At 50.4% G+C, this 17224-nt stretch carries 20 protein-coding genes; 19 read left to right on the top strand and 1 reads right to left on the bottom strand.

What is annotated here, in order from left to right; genetic code table 11:
- Positions 1-477: 477 nt before the first annotated feature.
- Positions 478-1440: a polysaccharide deacetylase family protein gene (locus PGRAT_RS20035; protein ID WP_411830933.1), complete on the bottom strand. Its 963-nt coding sequence runs from the start codon at positions 1438-1440 to the stop codon at positions 478-480.
- Between the two features lie 85 nt (positions 1441-1525).
- Here PGRAT_RS20035 and PGRAT_RS20030 point away from each other — a divergent pair, with 85 nt between their 5' ends.
- The 19 genes from PGRAT_RS20030 (at position 1526) to PGRAT_RS19945 (ending at position 17160) form a co-directional block, all read left to right on the top strand.
- Positions 1526-1897 (top strand): hypothetical protein, encoded by a 372-nt coding sequence (locus PGRAT_RS20030; RefSeq protein ID WP_025709292.1) that lies wholly within the window; start codon positions 1526-1528, stop codon positions 1895-1897.
- 211 nt (positions 1898-2108) lie between these two features.
- Positions 2109-2723, top strand: coding sequence for a genetic competence negative regulator (locus tag PGRAT_RS20025; protein WP_025709295.1), 615 nt, complete (start codon positions 2109-2111; stop codon positions 2721-2723).
- A 96-nt stretch (positions 2724-2819) separates the two neighbouring features.
- Positions 2820-3515: a glutamic-type intramembrane protease PrsW gene (gene prsW, locus PGRAT_RS20020; RefSeq protein ID WP_025709297.1), complete on the top strand. Its 696-nt coding sequence runs from the start codon at positions 2820-2822 to the stop codon at positions 3513-3515.
- A gap of 75 nt (positions 3516-3590) precedes the next feature.
- On the top strand, positions 3591-3737 hold the full coding sequence (locus PGRAT_RS33770) for a hypothetical protein (RefSeq protein ID WP_167337233.1): 147 nt from the start codon (positions 3591-3593) through the stop codon (positions 3735-3737).
- 111 nt (positions 3738-3848) lie between these two features.
- Positions 3849-5207, top strand: coding sequence for a germination protein YpeB (gene ypeB / locus PGRAT_RS20015; RefSeq protein ID WP_025709298.1), 1359 nt, complete (start codon positions 3849-3851; stop codon positions 5205-5207).
- A 164-nt stretch (positions 5208-5371) separates the two neighbouring features.
- A complete protein-coding gene (locus tag PGRAT_RS20010) occupies positions 5372-6025 on the top strand; it encodes a flagellar brake protein (RefSeq protein ID WP_025709300.1) in 654 nt (217 codons plus the stop codon).
- A 178-nt stretch (positions 6026-6203) separates the two neighbouring features.
- A complete protein-coding gene (gene cmk, locus PGRAT_RS20005) occupies positions 6204-6914 on the top strand; it encodes a (d)CMP kinase (protein ID WP_025709302.1) in 711 nt (236 codons plus the stop codon).
- On the top strand, positions 6911-7498 hold the full coding sequence (locus tag PGRAT_RS20000; RefSeq protein ID WP_025709303.1) for a lysophospholipid acyltransferase family protein: 588 nt from the start codon (positions 6911-6913) through the stop codon (positions 7496-7498). Before cmk ends, PGRAT_RS20000 begins: the two co-directional genes overlap by 4 nt.
- A 164-nt stretch (positions 7499-7662) precedes the next feature.
- Complete coding sequence (gene rpsA / locus PGRAT_RS19995; RefSeq protein WP_025709305.1) at positions 7663-9000, top strand: 30S ribosomal protein S1; 1338 nt, start codon at positions 7663-7665, stop codon at positions 8998-9000.
- Positions 9001-9186: 186 nt separating this feature from the next.
- Positions 9187-10512 (top strand): ribosome biogenesis GTPase Der, encoded by a 1326-nt coding sequence (gene der, locus PGRAT_RS19990; protein WP_025709306.1) that lies wholly within the window; start codon positions 9187-9189, stop codon positions 10510-10512.
- An 11-nt stretch (positions 10513-10523) separates the two neighbouring features.
- Positions 10524-11141: a glycerol-3-phosphate 1-O-acyltransferase PlsY gene (plsY, locus tag PGRAT_RS19985; protein ID WP_025709307.1), complete on the top strand. Its 618-nt coding sequence runs from the start codon at positions 10524-10526 to the stop codon at positions 11139-11141.
- Entirely contained in the window at positions 11134-12174 is a 1041-nt protein-coding gene (locus tag PGRAT_RS19980) for an NAD(P)H-dependent glycerol-3-phosphate dehydrogenase (RefSeq protein ID WP_025709308.1), read from the top strand. Before plsY ends, PGRAT_RS19980 begins: the two co-directional genes overlap by 8 nt.
- Before the next feature lie 67 nt (positions 12175-12241).
- Positions 12242-12517: a stage VI sporulation protein F gene (locus tag PGRAT_RS19975; protein WP_025709312.1), complete on the top strand. Its 276-nt coding sequence runs from the start codon at positions 12242-12244 to the stop codon at positions 12515-12517.
- Between the two features lie 164 nt (positions 12518-12681).
- A complete protein-coding gene (locus PGRAT_RS19970) occupies positions 12682-12861 on the top strand; it encodes a DUF2768 family protein (protein WP_025709313.1) in 180 nt (59 codons plus the stop codon).
- Positions 12862-12934: 73 nt separating this feature from the next.
- A complete protein-coding gene (locus tag PGRAT_RS19965; protein ID WP_025709314.1) occupies positions 12935-13552 on the top strand; it encodes a hypothetical protein in 618 nt (205 codons plus the stop codon).
- Between the two features lie 26 nt (positions 13553-13578).
- Complete coding sequence (locus PGRAT_RS19960) at positions 13579-13947, top strand: 2Fe-2S iron-sulfur cluster-binding protein (RefSeq protein ID WP_025709317.1); 369 nt, start codon at positions 13579-13581, stop codon at positions 13945-13947.
- Positions 13948-13989: 42 nt separating this feature from the next.
- Positions 13990-14745, top strand: coding sequence for a YphF family lipoprotein (locus PGRAT_RS19955; RefSeq protein ID WP_025709319.1), 756 nt, complete (start codon positions 13990-13992; stop codon positions 14743-14745).
- 383 nt (positions 14746-15128) lie between these two features.
- A complete protein-coding gene (gene spoIVA, locus PGRAT_RS19950) occupies positions 15129-16607 on the top strand; it encodes a stage IV sporulation protein A (protein ID WP_025709320.1) in 1479 nt (492 codons plus the stop codon).
- Between the two features lie 280 nt (positions 16608-16887).
- Positions 16888-17160, top strand: a complete 273-nt coding sequence (locus tag PGRAT_RS19945; protein ID WP_020427702.1) for an HU family DNA-binding protein — start codon at positions 16888-16890, stop codon at positions 17158-17160.
- Positions 17161-17224 lie beyond the last annotated feature (64 nt).

The following is a 17224-nucleotide window of genomic DNA, read 5'->3' as shown; positions in this document are numbered from 1 at the left end:
CCCCTGATTTGGCTAGAAGTAGGCGGCTGAGTGAAAGGAGAGGTAAAAATACCCTTGATTTGGCTAGGAATAGGCGGCTGAGTGAAAAGAGAGGTAAAAATACCTTTGATTTATTCAGAAGTGGGCGGCAGAGGTAAATGAGTTCCCTTTCTTCCACTTGGAGTTACCGCAGGATTCATGGGAGTCGTTCCAGGTAACGCTTGACTGAAATCAAAGACGGCTGCACGGACACGTGCAACTGAAGGACAGCGCAGCCGTTTTGTTCAAAATATAATTTATATGCTTCGCGTTATAAGTTATCCCGTTAAAATGGGTACCGCCCTATAAGGACGGTACCCGTTTCTACTTGTTGCAGCAGCAACTATACTCGAAGCCGTGTTGCTCATTAGGCAGCTCCGACAGTACCCATCCATTTTTGTCCATTGCCGCAGCAACTATACACGTGTTGCTCATTGCAGCAGCAAGTTCTGCAGCAGCTTAGCGCATCTTGAGTTCGATGCTCCGGGGATCGACAAAGCTGTAACCCTTGCCCTCCAGAGTGGTCAGCAGCTTATCCAGCGCTTCTACGGTCCACGGAAGCTCATGCATCAGGATGTTGCTGCCGGAATGCAGCTGATCTGTCACGTTGGTGATCAGCTTCGCTGTTTTGTTGCTGTCCTTCTCCTTCATTTCCCAGTCCAGGGAGCCGACGGACCAGGTCATATACAGCAGGCCGTTTTCAGCAGCAATCTTCTTGCCTACATCTCCGCCTGCCCCATGGGGCGGACGGAAGAAGTGCGGAGCTTCACCGGTGACTTCCTTGACAATATTCTGCACATCCTCAATCTGCTTCTTCACTTCAGCGGCTGGCTTGTCCTTCAGTACGATATGGTCCCAGCTGTGGTTGCCGATAATGCCGCCGCGGTCTTTGATGAGTTTCAGCAGCTCAGGGTGTTCCTTCACGCGGTAGCCGTTTACGAAGAAAATAGCCTTCGCATGATGCTTATCGAGTGTATCGATCAGGGAATTGATCATATCCGCTTCCTTTGGTCCATCATCGAAGGTGAGCAGGACGACCTTTTTGTTAGTGCCTTCCTCATTGGGTACAATGTCATAATTTTTGTTCATGTGGTAAAGCAGCGGGACTTCTGCGGCGGCAGTATCACCGCCGGCTGGCTGCTCGCCGGACACCGCAACGTTGTTGCCTGCAGGCTGCGGCGCGGTGCTTGAGGCTGCACCCGCTGTGGCCGGTGCGGCAGACGGTTCCGCCTCAGGGGCTGAGCTTGCTTCCGGGCTAGCGGTGGCCTTGGCCGAAGGCTCCGGTGCTGCTTGTGCGGCAGCTGCTGTGGGCTGCACTGTAGCTTCAGCCGCTGTATTCCCGCTGTTGCCGCCATTGCTGCAGGCTGACAGCAAAAGAGCGGACAGCAGCAGCATTGATGTTGTTTTACCCACTTTTTTCATCTCGCTTTCTTGTTGTTTGGCTGTATGAGCCGCAATCTTTCCGCGAACACTAAACATGATTTTACCATACAAGGAGGTTAGAGATATGAATACTTCGTCATTTTTAAGCGGAGTGCTGCTGGGTGCAGCCGTCAGTATGATGATGTCCAAAAAACGGGGAGCCCTGATGTCGGGCCTGCTTCAGCAGAACGGTTCGATGCGCGGCGCCGGTGATAAAGCGAAGGATAAAATCATGGACATGGCCATGACCGGCTTCGGAAGAACGGCTTCCAGCGGGAATCATGACAGCGGGGCACACAGTGCCCATAGCAGCAGTGAACATAAGGGAGAAACCAACGCCCAAAACAGGGAAAACAATCTTAGAATGCTGAAGGATTTTATCCGCAGCAACCCTGATGTGAAGCATGAAGTCGAGCAAATTCTCAAGGATACACATACCGCCATACCGGGACTGTAAAAGCGGGTAAGCTGCAGCAGAATCATTTTGGGGATCAAGTGTCGTCAAAATGATTCTTTTTTTTAGCAAACCGCTTCCGGAAATAATTTTTTATTTACGTGCATTTGCCGTTGCAAAATGATAACATACATACATAGTAACTATTTTTGGCTCATTACTCGGGACTCATCATACATTATAATAAATGAGCTTGCAAAAGGAGGATCCTGTCATGAGAATAGAGCGATTAAGTCAAGATAAGATACGGATTTTCCTCACTTTTGACGACCTGAGCGAGCGGGGCATCCAGAAGGAAGATATGTGGCAGGAAGTTCCCAAGGTGCATGACTTGTTTACGGAAATGATGGATCAGGCGTACAGTGAACTTGGTTTCGACGCTACAGGTCCGCTTGCCGTGGAAGTATTCGCATTGCCCGCGCAAGGCATGGTCGTTATAGTGACTAGGGGAAAATATGATCACCATCAGTACGGTGCGTCCGGTGAAGAAGAATTGCCCGAGGAAATTTACGAAATGGAAGTAACTCTGGAACAAAGCGATTCCATTGTATATGCATTCCGTGATTTTGAGGCTTTGGTTGAAGCAGCTCATGTGCTCATCGGCAATATTACTTCTCAAGGAAAACTGTATTCTTATAATGATATATGGTATCTCTACTTTGATCCGAAGGAATTTGAGGAAGCCACATTGTCCGGGCTTGTCGGTGTGCTCTCCGAGTTCGGCGATTCGTCGCCGGTAACCGAAGCTATGCTGGCTGAGTATGGTAAGACGGTCATGCCGGAGAATGCTATAGAACTGATCTGCACTCATTTCAAACGCCAGCAATAACGGTGGAAGGGCTTGGAAGAGCATTACTCAGGGCCCTTTTCCGTTTATCTTAGGGCAGTATGCACAGAGGATAATTAGACGCGGGGAGGGGAATCGGTGCTTTTGTTATCGGTCATTTCGTCAGCAGTGGCACCGGGACTTGCCCTGCTGACTTTTTTCTATCTAAAGGACAAGTATGATCAGGAGCCGCTTCATATGGTTCTGAAGGTGTTTCTGCTGGGTCTTTTGATTGTGTTTCCCATTATGATTATTCAAAGAGGGCTTGTGCTTGGACTGGACGGCGGACCTTACGTTGACTCATTTCTGATTTCGTCCGGCGTAGAAGAATGCTTGAAGTGGTTTGTGCTGTACCATATGATCTACAATCATACCGAGTTTGACGAGCCATATGATGGAATACTATATGCTGTAGCGATATCGCTAGGCTTTGCAACAATAGAAAATATAATGTATGCCTGGTACAGCCACGCTTCAATCGGCTCTATGTTCATGCGCGCGCTGCTTCCGGTATCGGGGCATGCTATGTTTGGCGTCATTATGGGATACCATATGGGCAGGGCCAAGTTCTCAGGAGGAGTCCGGACAAGAGGGATTTTATTCATATCCTTGCTGCTGCCTTGGTTGTGGCATGGAATCTATGATTTTATCCTCAGTACGATGACCAATACCTGGATTTGGTTCATCGTGCCCCTGATGGCCGTATTATGGTATGGCGGGATGGGCAAGGTTGCCCGTGCCAACAGCCGCTCCCCATTCCGCTTCCTAAAGCGTGAAGAAGAGATTAACCTATAGTAGAGGTGGACACACTTAATCTTATCGGATAGTTCCGTATGCAAGGAATTCCAGAGAGGAGCGAGGTGTCTTTTTTTGCGTGTAAAAGTCCGGATCATCTGCAAACAGTGCGGCGAAAGCTACATATTAAGAGGAAACAAGGAGCAGGGAATTATCCAGACCGGCTTCAAGCAATGTCTCTGTAACAGCAGCAGCGGCTTTGAGATTGAAGAACGGGCTTAGCCGGGTTTTTGGAAGTATTCTCTTCAAGTTGCAGGCCGTTCCGGTGCATAAGACTTCTCAGTTATTGTCAAACTAACGGCAATAAGCTATTGAAGGGAGTCTTGCGGTCCTATGTACAAAAGATTAAGTGCTTTAATGTTCCCGATTACCGCGCTCTTGCTGGTCGGAGCGCTTGTGTGGGGGTACCAGGAGAACCAGGAAAAGAACTCGATTCTGATCAAAGCGGAGAACCAGTACCAGCGGGCCTTTCATGACCTCTCCTATCACGTGGAGCAGCTGCACGGGGAGCTTGGGAATACTCTGGCTGTTAACAGTACTTCGAATGATATGCACCGCAAAGGTCTTGTGAATGTCTGGCGGTTGACCAGTGAAGCGCAAAATGAGATCAATCAGCTGCCGCTAACCCTGCTGCCATTCAGTGAAACAGAGGAGTTTTTATCAAAAATCGCCAACTTCTCCTACAAGGCTGCGGTGCGCGATTTTACCAAGAAACCGCTCACTGACAATGAAATTGGCAATTTAAAGGCGCTCTATAAGAACTCGGGTGAAATCTCCAAGGATCTGCAGGAGGTACAGAACAAAGTCATCACGAGCAGGCTCCGCTGGATGGACGTAGAATCTGCACTGGCAACAGAGGATAAGGCGGAAGATAACACGATTATCGACGGCTTTAAAACGGTGGACAAACGGGTGGCTGCTTATCCTGAACTGGATTATGGACCTTCTGTAGCCAGCATTTATGATAAACGGTCTGTGAAAAAGCTGGGAGGCAAGCCGGTTACAGCCGAAGATGTGAAACGCAAAGCGCTCAAATTTGCCGATATCGGCAGGAATGCGAATGTAGAAGTTAAGGAGAACGGCAAGGGAACCGAGTGGGCATCCTATACCGCTACGGTTTCAAGCCAGAATCACCAACAGCCGATCAGTATGGATTTTACTGTGGAGGGTGGACTGCTGATCTCCTATAATGACAACCGAAGCGTCGGTCCGGCTCAAGTCTCGATGAAACAGGCCGTTGCCAAAGCGGGGGCCTTCCTGGAGCAAAAAGGGTATCCGAGCATGACGGCTGTAAGTGCAGACAGATACGATAATTTGGGCAACCTGACCTTTGTAACAAGCCGTGACGGGGTACTGATCTATCCGGAGAAAATAACTGTCCGCGTTGGATTGGATACCGGGGATGCCACAGGTTTTCAGGCAAGCGATTATGTCCGTGAACGGCAGGAGAAGCGGAAGATTCCCAAACCGGGGATGACACTGGCCGCTGCCCGCAAAGTGCTGCATCCGGAATTCAAAGAGATGTACAACAGGCTGGCCTTGATTGAAAATGAAGATGCCGAAGAGGTATTGACCTATGAGTTCGGAGGCAGAATCAACGGCTCGCAGTACCGGATTTACTTAAATGCGGCAGACGGCCATGAGGAAGCGGTGGAAGAGATCAGAACCTCCTCAGGGGCACAGGATAAATAATTTGTTCCGTATAATACGTTGATCAATCATGAAGGGGCAGTCCGTTATGGAATGCGCCTTTTTGGTGTGATTCAAAACCGGAATAATATTTCTCACCAGGTATTTAACCTCCATGCTATAATCAGCTTTAGAATTAATAACTTAATCATGTGGCGGTGACAGGCTTGTATCCGAAAATCAACGAATATCTATATATACAGGTTGCTTCAAGCGATGCTGCTGAGGCAGAAGTGGAATATAGATCCAGAATTGCAGAAATGGAAGAAGAGGCTTTTCTGATTGAAGTCCCGATGCAGGAAAACAACGGAAGGCTGAAAAAGCTGTTTATCGGGGACGAGCTCTCCGTCTATTTTCTCACAGAGGGCGGGATCAAAAATTATTTTAATACCCATGTCATTGGCTTCAAAGAAGATGTGATCCGTATGGTCAAAATAAGAAAACCGGCGGCAGATTCCATCTTCAAAATTCAGCGCCGCAGCTTCTTCCGGGTGAATGCCGAGCTTGAACTGGCGGTAAAAGATGCCCTCGGCAGCCGTTTTCTGGTGCGTACTGAAGATATCGGGGGCGGCGGAACTTCATTTCTGAGCGATGCTAAGGTACAGCTTGAGGTAGGAGGGAAGCTCTTCTGCTGGCTAATGATTCCCTACCGGAACGGCAGCACGGAGCATGTGAACTTCGAAGGTGAGATCGTGCGGATCAAGACTTTGGAAACCGGCCGCAATCTGGTGATGCTGAAATTCGCATCCATTACAGATTCGGAGCGGCAAAAAATTATCCGGTACTGTTTTGAGCGCCAGTTCGATTTCCGCAACCGGTGAAAGGGACAAAAAAGGCGAAAACAGACACTTTTTTCTGTATAAAACCCTCTGTGCCATTTTGCACTGAGTTATAAACTGTGGTATAATTTTATAAGTCGCAGGCAATGCCTGCTTTTTTCTTGATAATAACAGCAAACTTTTTTGCTAACTGAAAGAGTGTTTGAGGAGGAATGCCCCGTTGGATAGGCAGGGTGCACATACTTACGACAGAATTAACGTCGCCATCGACGGACCTGCCGGGGCAGGCAAGAGCACTGTAGCCCGATTGGTAGCCAGGAAGCTGTCCTACATTTATGTTGATACGGGCGCTATGTACCGGGCGATTACCTGGTATATGATCCGTGAAGGCATTCCGGCTGAAGATGATCAGCAGGTGGATCTGAAGGTCCGCGACATGGTGATCGAGCTGATCCCGGAGCAGGATGTGCAGAAAGTGCTGATTAATGGGGAAGACGTGACTCCGCATATCCGCAGTCTTCAGGTCAGCGGCCTGGTGTCGCAGTATTCGAAGATTGAGGGTGTAAGATCCAGGCTGAGCCATTTGCAGCGCCAGATGGCGCTTCGCAAGGGAGTGGTGATGGACGGCCGCGATATCGGGACAACCGTACTGCCGGATGCCGAAGTGAAGATTTTCATGACGGCGAGTGTGGAAGAACGGGCTCTTCGCCGTTACAAGGAACTGAAAGATGCGGAAACAGTGACGCTCCAGCAGCTTGAACATGATATCGCCATGCGGGACCGTCTGGATGAAGGACGGGAGATTTCACCGCTGCGCCGCGCAGAGGATGCCATTCTTCTGGATACGACGCATATGGATATCCATCAAGCCGTAGAAGCGATCGTTTCCCGCTGCAGATCTTATGTAGACGGGGAGAGAAATCCTTTATGATTTATGTGATATGCCGTGGATTGCTTCGCTTCATTTACGCCATTTTGTTTCCGCTTAAGATTATAGGGAAAGAGAATGTGCCGGAGGAAGGCGGAGTGCTGCTGTGCGCCAACCACATCAGTCTGCTTGATCCGATGACCATCGGAATTAAGCTGAGACGCCAGGTGAAGTACATGGCCAAGGCGGAGCTGTTCAAGGTTCCGGTATTGGGCTGGCTTATTGACAAGCTGGGTGCTTTTCCGGTCAAGCGTGGCGGCGTTAGCAAAGAATCCATCAAAACGGCCCTTAATACGCTTCGCAGCGGACATGTTATGGGCATCTTTCCGGAAGGGACACGAAAGTCAGACTCCGGTGCGGCGAAGAAGGGCGCAGCAAGTTTTGCGCTTCGCAGCGGCGCAGCAGTTGTTCCTGCCGCAATTGTCGGGTCTTATAAGCCTTTTCGCCGGATGACCGTCATTTATGGGGCTCCCATAGATCTCAGTTCATTTGCAGGCGCAGGCAGCGAATCTCTGGAAGAAGTCACCGATGTCATTATGGGACGCATTCGTGAGATGGCAAAGACCGGAAAGCCTACTGTGAACTAAGCAGTGGCAGGCAAGCGGATGTTCTGCTGATTAAATAACGGCATAACCGCTATTTTTTGGAACATACTAACGTGAAAGTGTAAGTGCATCATGCATTGCTTGTTTTGAACTCTGCTCTACGCGGGTTTAAATAAATGGGGTTTTGAATCGAGGAGGGTAATCACATGTCTGAAGAAACTAGAAATCAGGAAACTGCGGCAAACGTTGACAACAACGAAGCCGTAGAAGCAACCGAAACTGTGGAAACCGCAGCTGAAGAGACTAACGGTGCTACAGAAGCAGTTGCTGGCAACGAAGAAGAAGTGACTAGCCAAGAAGGTTTGGAAATCATTTCTCTGAAAAAAGGCGATACCGTGAAAGGAACAATCGTCAAAATCGAAGATAACCAAGCTTATGTAAGCATTGGATATAAATACGACGGCGTGATTCCGATTCGCGAATTGTCTTCCGTACAACTGGACAACGCTGCTGCAGCGGTTGAAGTTGGACAAGAAGTGGAATGCAAGGTTGTCAGCATCAATGACAACAAAGAAAGCCTCGTGCTTTCCAAACGTGCAATCGACAGCGAAAAATCATGGGAAGATCTCGAAAAATATTTTGCGTCCCAGGAAGCGTTCGAAGTCACTGTGGCTGATGTTGTCAAAGGCGGCCTCGTGGCTGATGTTGGCGCGCGCGGATTTATTCCGGCTTCCATGGTTGAACGTCACTTCGTAGAAGATTTCAGCGACTATAAAGGCCGCACACTTCGCGTAAAAGTGAAAGAATTGGACCGCGAGAACAGCAAGGTTATTCTTTCTGCCAAAGAAGTCCTGGAAGAAGAATTCGAAGCCAACAAGCAGAAGATTATGTCCGAGCTGTCCGAAGGACAAATCATTGAAGGTACAGTGCAACGCTTGACTCAATTCGGCGCATTTGTTGATGTAGGCGGCGTTGATGGTCTGGTTCACGTATCCGAAATCGCTTGGAATCATGTAGAGAAACCTTCTGATGTGGTTTCTGAAGGCGAAAAGGTTAAGGTTAAAGTACTTAAGGTTGACCCTGAAAAAGGCAAAATCAGCCTCAGTATCAAAGCTGCCGCTCCAGGTCCTTGGGATTCTGCTGCAGGCAAAATCAACATTGGCGATGTAGTAACAGGCGAAGTTAAACGCCTCGTGAACTTCGGAGCATTTGTTGAACTGCTTCCAGGCGTGGAAGGCCTTGTGCACATCTCCCAGATCTCCCACAAGCACATCGGAACTCCGCATGAAGTGCTGAAAGAAGGACAAGAGGTACAGGTTAAGGTTCTGGACTTCAATCCATCCGAGAAGCGCGTAAGCTTGAGCATCAAGGAAACCGAAGAAGCTCCTGCTCAAGCGGCTAGACCAGAACGCAGCAACAACAGAGACAGAGCGCCAAAAGAAGTGCTGAACAACCCTAACGTGTCGCTCAGCAATGAAGGACTCAGCTTTACGCTGGCTGAACGTTTTGGCGACAAGCTGGACAAATTCAAGGGCAATAACTAATCCCTTCGTATTTCCGCTCATATACGGGTATAGTAATCGGCGAACCCTCGATACGGGGGTTCGCCGATTGTATTTTAAGGACCCGTTCCGCGCGGAAACAGCGGGATGGACCAAGCGTTAGGGTGTTAGCCAATTGAATGGTTTTTTGCTATGATGAGTAGCGTAAGGAAGACAGGAGGAATGAATATGGCAAGACCCGTTGTGGCCATCGTTGGGAGGCCTAACGTCGGTAAATCGACGATATTTAACAGGCTGATTGGCGATAGATTGGCCATCGTAGAAGATAAACCGGGGATTACACGCGACCGGATTTACGGCGTTTCCGATTGGAACGGCAAATCCTTCAGTGTCATCGATACCGGAGGCATTGAAATTGACGGTGAAGATGCAATTCTGAAATCAATCCGCGTTCAGGCGGAGCTGGCGATTGAAGAAGCGGATGTCATCGTCTTTATGTGCGAGGCAAAAAGCGGGCTGACGAATGCGGATGAAGAGGTAGCGCAGATTCTGTTCCGCTCCGGCAAGCCGATTGTTCTTGCGATCAATAAAGTTGACAACATGAAACGTACAGAGGATATTTATGAATTCTACAGCCTTGGCATTGGCGATCCCATCGGAATATCCGGCAGCCATGGCACGGGGATTGGCGATCTGCTGGATGCGGTTACCGAGCGTCTGCCGGAGCCTGTGGAAGAGGAATACGATGAGGATATCATTCGTGTGGCACTGATCGGCCGTCCGAATGTAGGCAAATCCTCCCTGGTCAATGCCATTTTGGGCGAGGAACGTGTAATCGTCAGTGATGTCGCCGGTACTACCCGGGACGCTATTGATACGCCTTTTGAACGGGATGGGCAGAGATATGTGCTGATCGATACTGCCGGAATGCGCAAACGCGGCAAGGTATATGAGACTACAGAGAAATACAGTGTGATGCGGGCTATGCGTGCGATTGAGCGAGCTGATGTTGTGCTCGTCGTCATCAACGGCGAGGAAGGCATTATCGACCAGGACAAGCATATCGCCGGTTATGCCCATGATGCGGGCAAGGCTTCCATATTTGTGGTGAACAAATGGGATGTTGTCGAGAAGGATGACAAAACCATGCAGAACTTCGAAAACACAATCCGCGACCACTTCCTGTTTATGTCTTATGCGCCGGTCGTCTTCTTGTCTGCGCTCACCAAGCAGCGCCTGCAGAAGCTGCTGCCGGTAGTTCAGCATGTAGCCCAGCAGCATGCGCTGCGGATTACGACGCATCTGGTGAATGATGTGGTCTCCGATGCTGTTGCCATTAATCCTCCGCCAACGGATAAAGGCCGGCGCCTGCGCATCAACTACGTGACGCAGGTAGCCGTGAAGCCGCCGACGATTGTGGTGTTTGTAAATGATCCTTCGCTGATGCACTTCTCCTATGAACGGTATCTGGAGAACAAGATCCGCGCTGCGTTCAATTTTGAAGGCACACCAATCCGTCTGTTTACACGGCGCAAGTCCGATAACGAAGGTTAGGGGAGAAGACAGTGGCGTTTGAACTTCTGGTTATCGTTGTAAGCTATCTGCTTGGTTCTGTGAGCTTCAGTGTGCTGCTGGTGCGGCTGCTTAAGGGTGTGGATATCCGGCAGTATGGAAGCGGAAATGCGGGGGCTACCAACACACTGCGTGTGATGGGAAAAGGCCCGGCGATTCTTGTGCTCGTTCTTGACGTGCTGAAGGGAATTGCTGCGGTCTGGCTTGGAACCTGGGCCGGCGGCTGGGGAACGTGGGTCGCAGTTGCCTGCGGGATCGCCGCCATTATCGGGCACAATTGGCCGCTGTACTTCCATTTTCGCGGCGGAAAAGGCATTGCAACCACTATTGGCGTCATGGCTACACTTGCGTTTTGGCCTGCGCTGATCGCCGGCATTATTGCCATTGTGGCGATTGTGATCACAAAGTATGTATCCCTAGGCTCACTGCTGTTTGTGGCATTGACCCCGGTGTTTTTGATTTTTACCGGATTTACAGCGCCGGAGCTGTGGGGCAGTCTTATTATTGCCATCTTCGCTTTCTGGCGGCACCGGAGCAATATCGTGAAAATCAGCCAGGGACGGGAAAATAAAATCGGCTCCAAAGTCAAGGAGGGGAACCGCGTTGTCTGATAAAATAACCGTGCTGGTCGCGGGCAGTTGGGGAACTGCGCTGGCATCTGTGCTGGCGGCTAACCACTCGGAAGTTTATCTGTGGACACGGAAACCCGAACAAGCGGCCGAGATCAACAACTCCCATACGAATGAGCATTTTCTGCCCGGAATAACGCTGCCGCCGAACATTATTGCGACTACAGATATGGAGACTGCCGTCAAGGATTCCAAAGCGGTTGTTATTGTTGCGCCTTCCTCCGCCATGCGGCAGGTTGCCGGTGCTTTGAAGCCCTATTGGAAGGAAGGGATGCTCTGCATTCATGCCACCAAGGGGTTTGAGACCGAAACTGTAAAACGGATGTCGACCGTGATCTCTGAGGAGCTGGGCTGTACCGAAGGGGAAATTGTGGTGCTGTCCGGACCGAGCCATGCGGAAGAAGTAGTCCGTTTGTGTCCGACTACTGTAGTTGTGGCTTCGGCAGATGAACACCGCGCAGCGGCCGCGCAGGAGCTCTTCATCAACAATGATTTCCGCGTTTATACGAACCGCGACCAGGTGGGCGTGGAATTGGCCGGGGCATTGAAGAATATCATTGCACTGGGTGCAGGGCTGTCGGATGGCCTGGGTTTCGGAGACAATGCCAAGGCAGCGCTGCTTACCCGTGGACTTGCCGAAATCTCACGTGTTGGGGTGGAGCTTGGCGCCAATCCGCTTACCTTCTCCGGCCTTGCCGGTCTGGGGGACCTGGTGGTAACGGCAACCAGCAAGCACAGCCGCAACTGGCGGGCCGGCTCTATGCTGGGCCAGGGCAAACCTTTAGCTGAGGTGCTAGAATCGATGGGAATGGTGGTTGAAGGCATACGGACCACGAAAGCGGCTTATGCGATTTCGCTTAATCTTAATGTGCAGATGCCGATTACCGATCAGATTTATCATGTGCTGTTCCAAGGCAGATCTCCACGCAGTGCGGTGGAGGCCTTGATGGGCCGGGACCGCAAGACGGAGATGGAGGCCATTTCCCAGGAGACCTGGGAGCAATGGCATTCCTGATGAACGTTCACCTTTTGCCGGAAATCCTCATATGTTGTAATGGGGATTGACGGAGGAGGGATGAAAAGTGAGCAGAGATTTTTCCAAGGATGCATTGAACGCTATTAACAAAAAGGCGGGCAAGAACATTACGGAAGGCGCCGTCAAAAAGCTGGCCAGCACGGTCAAGCCGGGAACAACGCAGAATGAAGCCCAGCTCCGCCAGTTGATCAAGCAGGTGTCATCAATGGCTAAGGTGCCAGTTAGTGAAGCTACTGTGCAGGAAATTATTAACGCAGTCAAAAAAGGCGGCGCAAATTCCGGCACAATGGAGTCTTTAATGAAAATGATGATGAAAAAATAAGTCAGAGCTTAGCGCAGTAAAGGGCAGAAATCCGGAATCCACCCAGATTCCGGATTTCTGCTCTTTTTTACTGTGAATTCCAAACTTTTCTACTTGCAGAAATGGATAGAGTTTCATGTTATAATATTCGCAATCCGAAATTAGCCGAATAGGGGGCGCAGCGCATGGACCCGATGACAAAGATGTGGTTATCCCTGGTCGCAATCCTGATTATGGGACTATCCGTGTTTCTGATTACCTTTGCCCGCAGTAAAACCAAAGGCCTGTTAAGGGGCATTTTGTCTGTGATCGCTTTTGTGATTATGCTAATCGGCTTGCTAGGAGGAGCTGCTTCGATTATGTAAGCATTTACATTCATTCAGTCAGAAGTATTTCTGGAAGAAGCGCTGACTTTTTCATGAATGGAGTGTGTGGGGTATGGCTTTAACCGGGGTACCGGAACCACTGGTTACTGTGCTTGGGGAATTGACGGAAAAGTTAAGCTTGCCATGGCTGGAGCAGCCGCCGGCATGGCTGCTGGGAGGAAGCTGCGGGCTGCTGCTTCATGGGGTCACGCTGGACGCTGCTCCACATGACATTGACCTGTATGCGGATATACAGGATGCCAGGCGCCTCCATGACGTGCTTAGCGGGTATACCGTAAGCGGTCCGGAGGAGGATTACAGCGGAGGCTGTTTTTCGCTGCGCAGCTGCTATTCCCTGGGGAATACCAGTATTGAACTGATAGGCGGATTTGAGATTGGACATGGCTCCTGGCAGTACTCTGTGAACATCCAGCGGCTGCTGGCTTATGCACCTGTGCAGGATTTTACGGGAATCGGCCTGCTGCGGCTAATGCCTGCAGCTCATGAACTGATATTCAACATCCTGCGCGGCAGGGATGAACGCTGTGCAAGCATCGCAGCTTACCTGAGACATGATCTGTCCGCCCACCTGCCATTGCTGCAAAGTCTGATTCTGGATAACGGACTGGACCTGTCCTTCCAGATGCAACTGAATCAACTGCTGGGAGTTTCCCCATTAATTGAAACATAACAAATGCGAAGGAAGGAAGCTGCATCATGAAACGGCAAAAGGGATGGATTGTTACTTTTCAGCCGGAAGGCCGTACAGCTGAAGTTATGCAGGGCACCTCGCTGCTTGAAGCAGCCCGTAAAGCAGGGGTTGTCCTAACTACCCGCTGCGGCGGAAAGGCCGGTTGTCTGATGTGTAAGGTGAAGGTTGAGGATCAATCAGCTGCGGGTATACAGCCGCCTGGCGATGCGGAACGGCGCAAATTGGGCAGTCTGCTGGATGAAGGTGTCCGTTTGGCTTGTCAAGCAGCCGTACGGAGCAATGTAACAGTACATACCCCGGAAGACCCTCTAAAAGCAGCCGTGCGGCGCAGGCTTGAAGCGGCGCGGCGCGGGGATGAAGACGAGCTGTGGTAGTTCTGTAAGCAACAACCTTACGAAGTGGAGGGATTCAGGGTGGTGAGCGGCATAAGGCGGATGAAAAAGCAGAAATCCAAAGGTGCAGCATTGCTATTGATGGTGTTCATACTCTTGGCTGGCTCACTCTCAGGCTGCATGTATCCCGGCAAGGAGCAGCAGACAGGCGGCAGCTACCGGGAAAGCGTAAAGCGGGTACAGGAGGCTGTAGAGGATTACCAGCAGCAGGAGGGCCTGCTGCCGATTTTGAATGCGGATGAAGCCACCCCCAGATATGAGAAATTTGTGGTAGATCTCGGGAAGCTGCATGAAATGGGGTATCTGGATGAAATTCCCGCGGCAGCTTTTGAAAAAGGCGGCAGCGCGTATTTTCTAATCCTGGATGAAGAAACACGCCCATCCGTTAAACTGATGGATCTTGTTACCGTGCAGAAGGTGAATGATGTCCAGCGCAGGATCAACCGGTACAAGTCCGGGCATGGCGGGAATCTTCCAGCTGCGGATGAAATATATCCCGATCTTTTTACCATAGATGCCCAGCAGGCGGGAACCGGCTCCATTACCTTGAAAAGTATATATTCCGGCCAGCCGCTGCAATTCATTATGGATAAAAACGGCACTGTATACGCTGATTACAGTCCTGATATTTTGGCCGTGGTCGGCAAGAATGGTATTTCCACAGAAGCAAATCGCGATCTGCGTCTTAAGCTGGAGCAGGCCTCATATTATGTGCCTGTCAAATCCTTGCCTTATTACTGGGTGGAGGACCGCCCGGTCCCCCAGTCTCCGCAACAATAAAGATACCATTCCGGTCCACTGCCAACAGGTAGTTCTACTCCTCTATTCACTCTCATATATTAGCTGAGAAGGCTTCCGGGCGTCGTGACGCTCTGCGGCGCGCATCAGCTGGTTTTTTTGGAAATTCCCTATTAATTTGCGCGGGTAGCGGGTCATAAATCCGTTCTGGATACATATGATGATACTAGTCCAAATGCATGTCCGAGCATTCGGGGTTTAGCGTGGGGCAGTGATTGCTCCGCCCTGAAGTCAGCAGCTAGGCTCCCTGGCGGACAATGTCAAGTCCGGTGGATGTCCTGCAAGGGTCAGAAAAGCCGGCGGAACGCGAAGTCGATGCTCTTCAGGCATTTTTTCTTCGGAGTAATATGAGGAGGGGATCTCTTTTGGAAAAAGTGGATATTTTCAAGGACATTGCCGAGCGTACCGGCGGAGACATTTATCTTGGCGTCGTCGGCGCGGTTCGCACAGGGAAATCAACATTCATCAAACGCTTCATGGAAACGATCGTCTTGCCGAACATTACGAGCGAGGCTGACCGGGTAAGAGCGATTGATGAGCTTCCGCAAAGCGCGGCAGGTAAAACAATCATGACAACAGAGCCGAAATTTGTGCCGAACAATGCGGTACAGATCAAGGTGGCGGAAGGGCTGGAGGTCAATGTCCGCCTGGTTGACTGTGTGGGGTACGCTGTTGAAGGTGCCAAAGGCTACGAGGACGAGAATGGTCCCCGCATGATTTCCACCCCTTGGTTTGAGGAGCCGATCCCTTTCCAGGAAGCGGCGGAGATTGGCACCCGCAAGGTTATTCAAGAGCACTCCACACTGGGTGTGGTAGTGACTACAGATGGAACGATTGCTGAAATTCCGCGGCATTCATATGTGGATTCCGAAGAGCGTGTAATCGCTGAGCTGAAGGAGGTTGGCAAGCCATTTGTGCTTGTGATTAACTCGACCCGGCCCCGCAGTGAGGAAGCGCAGCAGCTCCGCAGCGAGCTGGCCGCGAAATATGACATCCCGGTTATGACTCTAAGTGCAGCCAACATGACTGAGGACGATGTAACCGGCGTGCTGCGCGAAGTGCTCTATGAGTTTCCTGTTCATGAGGTGAATGTGAACCTGCCGAGCTGGGTGATGGTGCTGGGAGAAAACCACTGGCTGCGCAGCAGCTACGAGAATTCAGTCCGTGACACGGTGAAGGATATCCGGCGTTTGCGTGATGTCGACCGGCTGGTGTCCCAGTTCACGGAATACGACTTCATTGAACGAGCAGGCCTCAGCGGCATGAATATGGGCCAGGGTGTGGCAGAGATCGATCTGTATGCGCCTGAAGAGCTCTATGACCAGGTTCTGATGGAGGTTGTGGGTGTTGAAATCCGCGGCAAGGATCATTTGCTGCAGCTGATGCAGGATTTCTCCCATGCCAAACGTGAATACGACCGCTTCTCCGAAGCGCTCGAAATGGTAAAAACAACCGGCTACGGTATAGCCGCACCATCGCTTGCTGAAATGGCGCTGGACGAACCGGAGCTGATCCGGCAAGGGTCGCGTTTTGGTGTCCGGCTGAAGGCTACTGCCCCCTCCATTCACATGATCCGGGTAGATGTTGAATCCGAGTTCTCGCCGATCATTGGTACAGAGAAGCAGAGTGAAGAGCTGGTACGGTACTTAATGCAGGATTTTGAGAACGATCCGATCAAGATTTGGGAATCCGATATTTTTGGCCGTTCGCTGCATTCAATAGTGCGGGAAGGCATTCAGGGCAAAATCGCCATGATGCCGGATAACGCCCGCTACAAGCTGCAGGAAACGCTGGGCCGGATTATCAATGAAGGCTCCGGCGGACTGATTGCTATCATTCTGTAACCAATCCTAGCGTATTAAGAGAGCAGAGCGGAGAAATTCCGCTCTGCTTTTGGTATGAAAGGATACCCGTACAGTACATTTTTCGGCCAAAAGTGCTACTTTCTGCTTCTTTTTTGAGGAACGCCTTGAAATTATGGATGGGCTGTATTACTATAAGTTTGTTGCGCTTCTAGGTAGAAGGGCGCCAGTATCTAGTAAAAAACGGGATTATCACGTATATTTTGCGTTTAAACGGAAACAGTGTATGATACCGGAAATTTGCCCAGGGAGGTGAGAAGACATGAATAAATCAGATTTGATCAACGTGGTTACAGAAGCAACTGAACTTCCCAAGAAAGATGCTACTAAAGCGGTAGATGCCGTTTTCGAAGCGATCACAGGTGCTCTGCAAAACGGAGATAAAGTTCAGCTGGTAGGATTCGGAAACTTTGAAGTGCGCGAACGTTCCGCACGTAAAGGCCGCAACCCGCAAACTGGTGAAGAAATCGAAATTCCTTCGAGCAAGGTACCGGCATTCAAACCGGGTAAAGCTCTGAAAGACGGAATCAAATAGAGATTTCTACATATCTATCCCATAGTCTTTCTGAGTAACAATGATGCCGCCCTCCAAGGCGGCA

It is taken from the genome of Paenibacillus graminis (genome assembly GCF_000758705.1).
Lineage (GTDB): Bacteria > Bacillota > Bacilli > Paenibacillales > Paenibacillaceae > Paenibacillus_AQ > Paenibacillus_AQ graminis.
The sequence above is the reverse complement of the archived record's forward strand: the minus strand, read 5'-3'. Positions and strand labels throughout refer to the sequence as shown.

Coding starts and splice junctions, on each gene's coding strand:
- PGRAT_RS20035 (WP_411830933.1), bottom strand. CDS start 1,440: ATGAAAAAAGTGGGTAAAACAACATCAATGCTGCTGCTGTCCGCTCTT.
- PGRAT_RS20030 (WP_025709292.1), top strand. CDS start 1,526: ATGAATACTTCGTCATTTTTAAGCGGAGTGCTGCTGGGTGCAGCCGTC.
- PGRAT_RS20025 (WP_025709295.1), top strand. CDS start 2,109: ATGAGAATAGAGCGATTAAGTCAAGATAAGATACGGATTTTCCTCACT.
- ypeB (WP_025709298.1), top strand. CDS start 3,849: ATGTACAAAAGATTAAGTGCTTTAATGTTCCCGATTACCGCGCTCTTG.
- PGRAT_RS20000 (WP_025709303.1), top strand. CDS start 6,911: ATGATTTATGTGATATGCCGTGGATTGCTTCGCTTCATTTACGCCATT.
- rpsA (WP_025709305.1), top strand. CDS start 7,663: ATGTCTGAAGAAACTAGAAATCAGGAAACTGCGGCAAACGTTGACAAC.
- der (WP_025709306.1), top strand. CDS start 9,187: ATGGCAAGACCCGTTGTGGCCATCGTTGGGAGGCCTAACGTCGGTAAA.
- PGRAT_RS19970 (WP_025709313.1), top strand. CDS start 12,682: ATGGACCCGATGACAAAGATGTGGTTATCCCTGGTCGCAATCCTGATT.
- PGRAT_RS19965 (WP_025709314.1), top strand. CDS start 12,935: ATGGCTTTAACCGGGGTACCGGAACCACTGGTTACTGTGCTTGGGGAA.
- PGRAT_RS19960 (WP_025709317.1), top strand. CDS start 13,579: ATGAAACGGCAAAAGGGATGGATTGTTACTTTTCAGCCGGAAGGCCGT.
- PGRAT_RS19945 (WP_020427702.1), top strand. CDS start 16,888: ATGAATAAATCAGATTTGATCAACGTGGTTACAGAAGCAACTGAACTT.